Here is a 10,545-nt window from a genome sequence, read left to right on the forward strand (position 1 = left end):
CAAGGACCATGGCCGATCGCGTCGTACTCGCCTACTCGGGCGGGCTGGACACCTCAGTCGCCATCAGCTGGATCGGCAAGGAGACCGGCAAGGAAGTTGTTGCTGTCGCCATCGATCTCGGCCAGGGCGGCGAGGACATGGAGGTCGTGCGCCAGCGTGCACTCGACTGCGGTGCGGTCGAATCGGTCGTGGTGGATGCGCGCGACGAATTCGCCGACGAATACTGCCTGCCGACCATCCAGGCCAACGCCCTCTACATGGACCGCTACCCGCTCGTGTCGGCCATCAGCCGCCCGCTGATCGTCAAGCACCTCGTCGAGGCCGCGCGTGCCCACGGCGGCACCACGGTCGCGCACGGCTGCACCGGCAAGGGCAACGACCAGGTCCGGTTCGAGGTGGGCTTCGGATCGCTCGCTCCCGACCTCGACGTCATCGCTCCGGTCCGCGACTACGCATGGACCCGGGAGAAGGCGATCGCGTTCGCCGAGGAGAACGAGATCCCGATCAACGTCTCCAAGAAGTCGCCGTTCTCGATCGACCAGAACGTGTGGGGCCGCGCCGTGGAGACCGGGTTCCTCGAGGACCTGTGGAACGCGCCGACCAAGGACGTCTACGACTACACGCAGGACCCGACCGTCAACTGGCAGGCCCCGGACGAGCTGATCATCAGCTTCGAGGCGGGACGCCCCGTCGCGATCGACGGCAGGCCGGTCAGTGTCCTCGAGGCCATCCAGGAGCTCAACCGCCGCGCGGGCGCCCAGGGCGTCGGCCGCCTCGACGTCGTCGAGGACCGTCTCGTCGGCATCAAGAGCCGGGAGATCTACGAGGCTCCCGGTGCCATGGTGCTCATCAACGCGCACCAGGAACTCGAGCACGTCACGCAGGAACGCGAGCTGGGTCGCTACAAGCGTCAGACCGAGCAGCGCTGGAGCGAGCTGGTGTACGACGGCCTGTGGTTCTCCCCGCTGAAGGTCGCGCTGGACACGTTCATCGAGAAGACCCAGGAACGCGTCTCCGGCGACATCCGGCTGGTGCTGCACGGCGGTGCGATCATCGTCAACGGCCGCCGCAGCAACGAGTCGCTGTACGACTTCAACCTGGCCACCTACGACGAGGGCGACACGTTCGACCAGTCGTACGCGAAGGGATTCGTGCAGATCCACGGACTGTCCTCGAAGGTCGCGGCGAAGCGCGATCTGGGCCTCTAGGTATGAGCGCCCACGGCACCAACGAAGGAGCCCCCCGTCAGGGTGCGACCGTGACCGGCGCACTGTGGGGCGGCCGGTTCGAGTCCGGACCGGCCGCCGCCATGGCGGCGCTGAGCAAGTCCACCCACTTCGACTGGGTGCTGGCCCCGTACGACGTGCGCGCATCCCAGGCGCACGCCCGGGTGCTGCACAAGGCCGGCCTGCTCGGTGACGACGACCTGGCGACGATGCTCGACGGTCTCGGCAGGCTCGCGGCCGACGTCGCGAGCGGCGAGTTCGTCCCGAGCGAATCCGACGAGGACGTGCACGGGGCGCTCGAGCGCGGTCTGATCGATCGGGTCGGTCCCGAGGTCGGGGGACGCCTGCGCGCCGGGCGTTCGCGCAACGATCAGGTGGCGACGCTGTTCCGGATGTGGCTGCGGGACGCGGTCCGCCGCGTCGCCGACGGTGTCCTCGACGTCGTCGACGCCCTCGCGACTCAGGCGGCGGCGCACCCGTCCGCGGTGATGCCGGGCAAGACCCACCTGCAGGCCGCGCAGCCGGTGCTGCTCGCGCACCACCTGCTGGCGCACACGCACCCGTTGCTCCGTGACGTTCAGCGGCTGCGGGACTTCGACGTGCGGGCGGCCGTGTCGCCGTACGGTTCCGGGGCGCTGGCCGGCTCGTCGCTCGGGCTCGATCCGGAGGCGATCGCCGCGGAACTCGCATTCGATTCGTCGGCGGAGAACTCGATCGACGCCACCTCGTCGCGGGATTTCGCGGCCGAGGCGGCGTTCGTGCTCGCGATGATCGGCGTCGACCTCTCGCGGATGGCCGAGGAGGTCATCCTTTGGAGCACTCCGGAATTCGGCTACATCACGCTCGCCGACGCCTGGTCGACGGGCTCGTCGATCATGCCGCAGAAGAAGAACCCCGACGTGTCCGAGCTGACCCGTGGCAAGTCGGGCCGGCTGATCGGCAACCTGACCGGGCTGCTGGCGACGCTGAAGGCGCAGCCGCTCGCGTACAACCGGGATCTGCAGGAGGACAAGGAGCCGGTCTTCGACTCGGTGGCGCAGCTCGAGTTGCTGCTCCCGGCGATCACCGGACTGGTCTCCACTCTCGAATTCCACACGGATCGAATGGCAGAACTCGCACCGGCGGGGTTCACGCTGGCCACCGACATCGCCGAGTGGCTCGTCCGTCAGGGCGTCCCGTTCCGCGTCGCGCACGAGGCCGCGGGGGCGTGTGTCCGCGTCGCCGAGGCGCGAGGCGCCGGACTCGAGGATCTCACCGACGAAGAACTCGCCGGGGTCGATCCGGCTCTCACCCCGGACGTGCGGGAGGTGCTCACCGTCGAGGGCTCGATCGCCTCGCGTAACGCCCGCGGCGGTACGGCCGGTATCCGTGTGGCCGAACAGTTGGGCGGGGTCCGTCGGCTGTCCGAGACGCTGCGCGAGTGGTGTCGATGACACCGGCGTCGGACGCCCCGGATTAGGGGCAGAGTGACGCGTCGAGCGCAGTAGGGTGAGGGCGGGCGGCAGCGAGACGTGCGTCACGGTTCGAGAGTCTGGGAGAGTGTTCGTGGGACTGAATACCGAAACGGTGATGGGCCCGATCCGTCGCGTGGTGGCGACGGCGCAAAACGGGTTGGAGGTGGTTCGTCTCGGCGGACTCGAGACGGACCTCACCACATCGCCGTTCGAGGTGGTCGAGCGCGCACCGATGTATCGGCTCCGACGGTATTTCCCCGACACGGACCCGGCCGAAGCCGGACCCCCGATCGTCCTGGTCCCGCCGATGATGATGTCGGCCGACGTCTACGACGTGACACGGGACCAGGGTGCGGTCGGCATCCTGCGCTCGATGGGGATCGACCCCTGGGTCGTCGACTTCGGATCGCCGGATTCCGAAGAGGGCGGCTGGGATCGGAATCTCGCCGACCACATCGTCGCGATCAGCGAGATCATCGACCAGGTGCGGTCGCACACCGGTCGTGACGTCTACCTCTCCGGATATTCGCAGGGCGGCATGTTCGCCTACCAGGCCGCCGCGTATCGCCGCAGCCGCAACATCGCCGGACTCGTGACGTTCGGCAGCCCGGTCGACACGCTCGCCGGGTTGCCGTTCGGGATCCCGGCAGGCTTCGCCACCGACGCCGCGGGCTTCCTCGCGGACCACGTCTTCAACCGGCTCGCGGTGTCGGGGTGGATGGCCCGCACCGGGTTTCAGCTCCTCGACCCCGTCAAGACACTGAAGTCGAGGTTGGATTTCCTCCGTCAGTTGCACGACAGGGAAGCGCTGTTGCCTCGGGAGCAGCAGCGACGGTTCCTGGCGACCGAGGGCTGGGTCGCGTGGTCCGGCCCGGCCGTCGCCGAATTGCTCAAGCAGTTCATCGTGCACAACCGCATGATGACCGGCGGGTTCGTGATCAAGGACCAGGTGGTGTCGCTCGCGGAGTTGACCTGCCCCGTCCTCGCGTTCGTGGGGGAGGTCGACGACATCGGTCAGCCGTTGGCCGTCCGCGGCATCCGCCGGGCCGCCCCACGCGCGAACGTGTACGAATCGACGTTGCGAGCAGGGCATTTCGGTCTCGTCGTCGGCTCGGCCGCGGCGACCCACACGTGGCCCACGACCGGCAAGTGGGTGCTGTGGAACGAGGGGCAGGGGCCGCGCCCCACCAACATCGAGCTCATGCGCTACGACGAGCATTTCGGTAGCGAATCCGGAGTGTCCATCAGCGACCGCATCATTCACACCGTGGCCTCGGTCGCCGAGGTCGGTGTCGGTGTCGGCAAGGGGATCAGCGACTTCGCGTCCGGCGCGTTGCGCGGCACGGTGGAACTGTCCGGCGAGGCCACGCGGGCGCTGCCCCGGCTGGCCCGGCTCGGCCAGATCCAGCCGCACACGCAGATCTCGCTAAGCCGGTTGCTGGCCGAGCAGCGTCGGAAGGCGCCCGGCGGCGAGTGCTTCCTCTTCGACAATCGCGTGCACACCTACGAGGCGGTCAACCAGCGGATCGACAACGTGGTCCGCGGTCTGATCCAGGCCGGTGTCCGTCCCGCCGCTCACGTCGGCGTCGTGATGCAGACGCGCCCGAGCGCGCTCGCCGCCATCGTCGCGCTGTCCCGTCTCGGTGCCGTCGCGGTCTTGCTGCCCCCGGGGCGGGAAGTTCACACCGCCCTCCGCATCGACGGTGTCGAGCGCATCGTCACCGACCCGGAGAATCTGGACGCCGCGATCGCGACCGGCATGCAGGTCCTCGTGCTCGGCGGCGGCGCCCAGCGCGATCTCGACGTGGATCCGTCGGCGAACGTCGTCGATCTCGAGAAGATCGACCCCGACGCGGTGACGTTGCCGGGCTGGTACCGGCCCGATCCCGGCCTGGCCCGCGAGTTGGCGTTCATCATCTGCAGTGAGTCCAACGGGCACTGGGAGACCAAGCAGATCACGAACTACCGGTGGGCGCTGTCGGCGTTCGGCACGGCCTCGGCCGCCGATCTCGACCGCGGCGATACCGTGTATTGCCTTGCGCCTCTGCATCATTCGTCGAGCCTGCTCGCCGCGATCGGTGGCGCCGTGGCCGGGGGATCCCGGATCGCGCTCTCGCGCGGACTCGACCCCGAGCGGTTCACCGAGGAGGTCCACCGCTACGGCGTGACGGTGGTCAGCTACACGTGGACGATGATGCGCGAGATCCTCGACGCCGAGAACCTCGCGCTCGACGGAAGTCATCCCGTCCGGCTCTTCATCGGATCCGGGATGCCGCAGGGGTTGTGGCGCCGCACGACGGAACGGTTCGCACCGGCGAAGGTCCTCGAGTTCTACGCGTCCACGGAGGGTGACGTGGTTCTCGCGAACGTCGCAGGCGCGAAGGTCGGGGCGAAGGGGCGGCCCTTGCCGGGCAGCGCCGAGGTGCGGCTCGCGGCCTACGACCCGATCGCCGGCCGGTTGCTGGAGGACGAGCAGGGATTCATCCGCGAATGCGAGGACGACGAGGTCGGTCTGCTCCTCGGCAAGGCGGGCGTACACGCCGAGATGTCCGGCGGCGCGATGCGCGGAATCTTCGCCGCGGGCGACGCGTGGATTCCGACGGAGAACCTCTTCCGCCGCGATGCCGACGGCGACTACTGGCTCGTCGACCACAGGAAGACCGTGATCGCGACTCCCCGGGGCGCGGTGTTCACCCAGCCGATCGTCGACGCGCTCGGGTCCGTCGATCATGTCGATCTCGCGGTGGCCTACGGGGTGGAGGTCGGCGGCCGCACGCTGGCCGTTGCCGCGTTGACCCTGCGCGACGGGCGGCCGCCGAGGCTGGCGGAGATCTCCGACGCGCTCGATGCGCTCGCTCCCGCGCTGCGGCCCGACGTCATCCAGGTGGTGGAGGACATCCCGCTGGGGTCCTCGTACCGCCCGAATGCCGATGCCCTGAGCGCTGCCGGCCTGCCCAAGCCGGGAACCCGTGTGTGGTATGCCGATCCGGAATCGCACCAGTACCGGCGGCTGACCAAGGCGGTGGCCGCCGAGTTCCAGGACGGCTCGGCCGGGGTGCCCGCCGGCGCGCGGTAGCCTGACACTGCTCACCCGAACGGTTGGAGAGGACTTCCGTGGTTATTGATCCGACGTTGCTCGGCATTCTCGCGTGCCCACAGGACAAGGGTCCTCTGCTGTTGGTCGGAGACGAGTTGCTCTACAACCCTCGCCTTCGGCGCGCGTATCCCATCGAGAACGGGATCCCCGTCCTGCTGATCGACGAGGCCCGGGACGTCGACGCGGAGGAGCACGAGACGCTGCTCGCCCGGGCGTCCGGCGAGGCCTGATCACACCGGCAGATCGCCGGTGAGGTAGCGCTGCAACGTCGGTGCGACGATCGCGACCAGGTCGTCGACGGGCAGCGACGCGAGTGGCTCGAATTCGAGGACGTACCGCGTCACCAGGACACCGGCCATCTGCGATGCCACCAGTTGCATGCGCAGCATCCCGGTTCCGGGTGGTTCGTCGACGCGCGGTCCGAGGTCCCGGAGCACGACCTCGAGGAGGAACGTGCGGATGAGAGTCGGTTCGTTCCCCGCCATCGCGGACCGGAACGCCGCGACCACGGCGGGCTTGTGCGGCGATTCCCAGACGGAGAACACGGCCCGGGCGAGGCGGCTGCCGATCTCGTCCGGCGGGGTGTCGAGCACCGGCGCGATGACCTTCGTCGGATCCACCGGAATGTCCACCGACGCGAGGAACAGTTGTCGCTTGGTTCCGAAGTAGTGGTGGACCAGGGCGGAGTCGACGCCTGCTCCGGTGGCGACGGAACGGACGCTGGTCTTGTCGAAACCGTTCTGTGCAAACAGTTTTCGGGCGGCGTTCAGGATTCGCGACCGGGTGTCCGGGTTGCCCGGGCGTCGTCCGGTCCGCAGCCCGGGGGCGCCGTCCGTGCGTGTCGCGGGGTCGGTCATGGTGTGCGTCGTCTCAGTGTTGCGGCGCCCAGCGATAGTGCGAGCAGGGCGAACGCCGCGACCACCGCGAGGTCGCGCCACGTGAGGCCCGTCGCCCCGGGGTGGGTGGCGACCTGCTGCAACGCTTCGACGGCGTAGCTCAGCGGGAGGACGTTGCTGATCCACTCCAGCCAGGTGGGGAGCTGATCCCGCGGAACGAGGAGACCGCACAGGAAGAGCTGGGGAACCACGACCACCGGCATGAACTGCACCGCCTGGAATTCGGTGCGCGCGAACGCGCTGCACAGCAGACCGAGGGCAACGCCGAGGATAGCGTTCAGCACGGCGATCAGCAGCACCCACGTCACGCTGCCCTCGGTGGTGAGGCCGAGGAATCCGAATGCCACCGCACACGCCAGCGCTGCCTGCGCCGCAGCGGCCGTGGAGAACGCCGCCGCGTAGCCGCCGAGCAGGTCGAGCTTGCCCATCGGTGTCGTGAGCAGGCGTTCGAGGGTGCCGGACGTCCGTTCGCGTTGCATCGCGATCGACGTGACGAGGAACATCACCACGAACGGCAGGATGCCCAGCATCGTGATCGCGACGCGCTCGAACAGCGATTGCTGACCGGGCGGTGCCGGAACGTTCTGATACAGGAAGTACAGCAGCACCATCAGCAGGCTGGGCACCACCAGAATCATGGCGACGGTGCGGTGATCCGTCCGCAGTTGCGCGAGGATCCGGCCCGCCGTGGCCGCGAAGATCGTGACGTTCATCAGTTCTCACTCCCGACATGTGATGAGCGGATGAGGTTCAGGAAGGCGTCTTCGAGGCTCGTCTCGCCGGTCTGTTCCCGGAGCCCGCCGGGGGAGACCTGCGCGAGAACGTAGCCGTCCCGCATGAGCAGGAGCGACGCGCAGTGTTCGGCCTCGTCCATCACGTGGCTCGACACCAGCAGGGTGGTTCCGGCGGCGGCGAGTTCCTCGAACCGCTCCCAGAGTTCGACGCGCAGGAGTGGGTCCAGACCGACTGTGGGTTCGTCGAGGACGAGGATCTCGGGGCGCGCTACGAGTGCGCAGGCGAGGCTGACCCGGCCCAGCTGTCCGCCCGACAGATCGGCCGCCTTCTGGGTGGCGAAGCGGGTCAGCCCCACCGCGTCGACGGCTTCGGTGACCGCGCTCGGCGGCTGACCGTAGAGCGCGGCGAAGTAGGCGACGTTCTTCTTGACCGTGAGGTCGGCGTACACGCTGGGGGACTGGGTGACGTATCCGACCCGGCTTCGCAACGAGACCGAGCCTGCGGGGGATCCCAGCACGGTGACCGTCCCGGATTCCACGATTTGAGTGCCGACCACGCACCGCATCAGCGTGGTCTTTCCGCATCCGGAGGGTCCGAGGAGGCCGGTGATGGATCCGCTCGGCACCTGGACGTCGATGCCGTGCAGCACTTCGTTCCTGCCTCTGCGCACGTGCAGATCACGGATGTCGATCGCTGCGCTGCCGGTCATGGCGGGCCTCAATTCATCACTGGGTGAATTCACTGTGTGATGAATTATGTGACCGTCGGCGTGGTGCCGTCAACGGTTGTGGAGAATCGGGACGTGACCATCGATCGACTCGACCGGGCAGAACCAGTGGACGCCGCGCGCATCGTCCTCGGATCCACGCTGATCGTCGGCGACGTCCGCATCCGCATCGTCGAGGTGGAGGCGTACGGCGGGGAGAAGGACGGGCCCTGGCCCGACCCGGCTTCGCACTCGTACCGGGGGAGGACCCCGCGCAACGAGGTGATGTTCGGCCCGGCCGGGCACCTGTACGTCTACCGCAGTTACGGGATGCACTTCTGCATGAACGTGTCCTACGGCCCGGTCGGCACCGCGGGCGGGGTGCTGCTGCGTGCCGGCGAAGTGCTCGACGGGTCCGCGACGGTCCAGGCCCGCAGGTCCCGCGTCGCGAGACCGGCTGACTGGGCGCGCGGTCCCGGCAACCTGGGGTCCGCCACCGGCGTCACCCTCGCCGAGAACGGTGCGGCACTGTTCGACGCCGAGTCGCCCGTTCGGTTGGAGGTCGCGGAGTCGGAGGGCTGGGTGAGCGGTCCCCGGGTCGGGGTCAGCACGGCCGCCGACCGCCCGTGGCGCTTCTGGATTCCGGAGTCGCCGGCCGTGTCCGCGTACCGGAGAAGCCCGCGTGCGATGCCCGCCGACGAGCGGATGGGATGATCGGAACCGTGACTGAGAACATCATCGATGAACTGACCTGGCGCGGGCTCATTGCCCAATCAACCGATCTGGACGCACTGCGTCGTGATCTCGACGCCGGACCGGTCACCCTCTATGCCGGTTTCGATCCGACCGGACCGAGTTTGCACGCCGGCCACCTCGTGCCCCTGCTCGCGCTGAAGCGATTCCAGCGCGCGGGCAACCGGCCCATCGTGCTGGCCGGTGGCGCCACCGGGCTGATCGGCGACCCTCGTGACGTCGGCGAACGCACGATGAACTCCGCGGACACCGTGGCGGAGTGGGCCGATCGGATCCGCGGGCAGCTCGAACGGTTCGTCGAGTTCGACGACTCGCCGAGCGGCGCCGTCATCGAGAACAACATGAACTGGACCGGCAAGCTGTCGGCCATCGACTTCCTCCGCGACGTGGGCAAGCACTTCTCCGTCAACGTCATGCTCGCGCGAGACACCGTGAAGCGCCGCCTCGAAACCGACGGCATGTCCTATACCGAATTCAGCTACATGCTGCTCCAGGCCAACGACTACCTGCACCTGCGACGCAGCCACGGCTGCTCGCTGCAGGTCGGCGGATCCGATCAGTGGGGCAACATCATCGCCGGCGTCGAGCTGAACCGGCGCGTCGACGCCGAACCGGTGCACGGTCTGACCGTCCCGCTGGTCACGTCGGCGGACGGCAAGAAGTTCGGAAAGTCGACCGGAGGCGGAAGCCTGTGGCTCGACCCGGAGATGACGAGCCCCTACGCGTGGTACCAGTACTTCGTGAACACCGGCGACGCCGACGTGATCAAGTACCTGCGGTGGTTCACGTTCCTCACCGCCGAGGAGCTGGCGGAACTGGAGACGGCGACCGCCGAGCGGCCGCATGCCCGCGAGGCCCAGCGCCGGCTCGCCGCCGAGATGACGACACTCGTGCACGGCGCAGCCAACACCAGTGCCGTGGAGCTCGCGAGCCAGGCACTGTTCGGCCGGGCGGAACTGCAGGACCTGGACGAGCCGACGCTCGGCGCTGCCCTTCGGGAGGCGTCCGTCGCAGAACTCGCGCCGGGCGAGCCCTCCAGCATCGTCGACCTTCTCGTTCTCAGCGGCTTGTGCGAGAGCAAGGGTGCGGCCCGTCGCGCCGTGAAGGAAGGCGGCGCCTCCGTCAACAACCAGAAGATCGCCAGTGAGGACTGGACTCCCGAATCGAGTGATCTGCTGCACGGGACGTGGCTCGTGGTTCGGCGCGGAAAGCGCAACTTCGCCGGCGTCAAAGTGCTGTCGAACTAGCGTGCGGCGGGTCACAGCGGCGTAATTCGGACCGACTCCGTCCGGTGACCCGCGCGCGGCGCGGGTCACCAGCGGATTTCACATACTGGATGCCTGTGACCAGGGGATTTGACGCTCCGTTTTCATTCGCGTAACTTATTCCAGGTCAGAGCGACACGGACACCAACCCCGACCGAGAGGCCGGGGGCACGAGGTTGGACGCAGGCGCCTGATCTTCCCGAGAATACCGAACTTGGTTCGATGCTTTCGAGATGTCCTGATCGCCCCGGTTTGCGCCGGGACGTGACAGGAGATAAGTTGGAACGGTTGCCCCGGAGCGGCTGGCGAGTGAGTCAGTGGTGATGGTGTGCGCGTGTTCTTTGAGAACTCAACAGTGTGTCGATGAATGTCAGTGCCAAATGTTTTTGGTACTCCGCATCACGAATGTTCAA

General features: G+C 68.0%; 9 protein-coding genes. 6 read left to right on the forward strand and 3 right to left on the reverse strand.

Features of this window, described 5'->3' with window-relative positions; all coding sequences use genetic code 11:
- Positions 1-8 precede the first annotated feature (8 nt).
- The 4 genes from CA951_RS08225 to CA951_RS08240 all read left to right on the forward strand — a co-directional run bounded on the left by CA951_RS08225 (position 9) and on the right by CA951_RS08240 (position 6,007).
- Entirely contained in the window at positions 9-1,208 is a 1,200-nt protein-coding gene (locus tag CA951_RS08225; protein WP_087556357.1) for an argininosuccinate synthase, read from the forward strand.
- A 2-nt stretch (positions 1,209-1,210) separates the two neighbouring features.
- A complete protein-coding gene (gene argH, locus CA951_RS08230; protein ID WP_087556358.1) occupies positions 1,211-2,659 on the forward strand; it encodes an argininosuccinate lyase in 1,449 nt (482 codons plus the stop codon).
- A 106-nt stretch (positions 2,660-2,765) separates the two neighbouring features.
- Complete coding sequence (locus tag CA951_RS08235) at positions 2,766-5,756, forward strand: acyl-CoA synthetase (protein WP_087556359.1); 2,991 nt, start codon at positions 2,766-2,768, stop codon at positions 5,754-5,756.
- Between the two features lie 38 nt (positions 5,757-5,794).
- On the forward strand, positions 5,795-6,007 hold the full coding sequence (locus CA951_RS08240; protein WP_087556360.1) for a Trm112 family protein: 213 nt from the start codon (positions 5,795-5,797) through the stop codon (positions 6,005-6,007).
- Here the strand turns inward: CA951_RS08240 and CA951_RS08245 are convergent, their stop codons facing one another.
- Genes CA951_RS08245 through CA951_RS08255 form a run of 3 tightly spaced genes read right to left on the reverse strand, consistent with a single transcriptional unit; the run spans position 6,008 to position 8,117 of the window.
- Entirely contained in the window at positions 6,008-6,634 is a 627-nt protein-coding gene (locus CA951_RS08245; protein ID WP_087556361.1) for a TetR/AcrR family transcriptional regulator, read from the reverse strand.
- Complete coding sequence (locus tag CA951_RS08250; RefSeq protein ID WP_087556362.1) at positions 6,631-7,386, reverse strand: ABC transporter permease; 756 nt, start codon at positions 7,384-7,386, stop codon at positions 6,631-6,633. Before CA951_RS08250 ends, CA951_RS08245 begins: the two co-directional genes overlap by 4 nt.
- Positions 7,386-8,117 (reverse strand): ABC transporter ATP-binding protein, encoded by a 732-nt coding sequence (locus tag CA951_RS08255; RefSeq protein ID WP_087556363.1) that lies wholly within the window; start codon positions 8,115-8,117, stop codon positions 7,386-7,388. The genes CA951_RS08250 and CA951_RS08255 overlap by 1 nt, the downstream gene beginning before the upstream one ends.
- Before the next feature lie 39 nt (positions 8,118-8,156).
- On the opposite strand from CA951_RS08255, the gene CA951_RS08260 reads away from it, so the two are divergent.
- Positions 8,157-8,828: a DNA-3-methyladenine glycosylase gene (locus tag CA951_RS08260; protein WP_087556364.1), complete on the forward strand. Its 672-nt coding sequence runs from the start codon at positions 8,157-8,159 to the stop codon at positions 8,826-8,828.
- Between the two features lie 8 nt (positions 8,829-8,836).
- The gene (gene tyrS, locus CA951_RS08265) at positions 8,837-10,114 is read left to right on the forward strand and encodes a tyrosine--tRNA ligase (RefSeq protein WP_087556400.1); all 1,278 of its coding nucleotides are present in this window, start codon (positions 8,837-8,839) and stop codon (positions 10,112-10,114) included.
- Positions 10,115-10,545: the final 431 nt, after the last annotated feature.

Source organism: Rhodococcus sp. NCIMB 12038 (genome assembly GCF_002165735.1).
Classification (GTDB): domain Bacteria; phylum Actinomycetota; class Actinomycetes; order Mycobacteriales; family Mycobacteriaceae; genus Rhodococcus_F.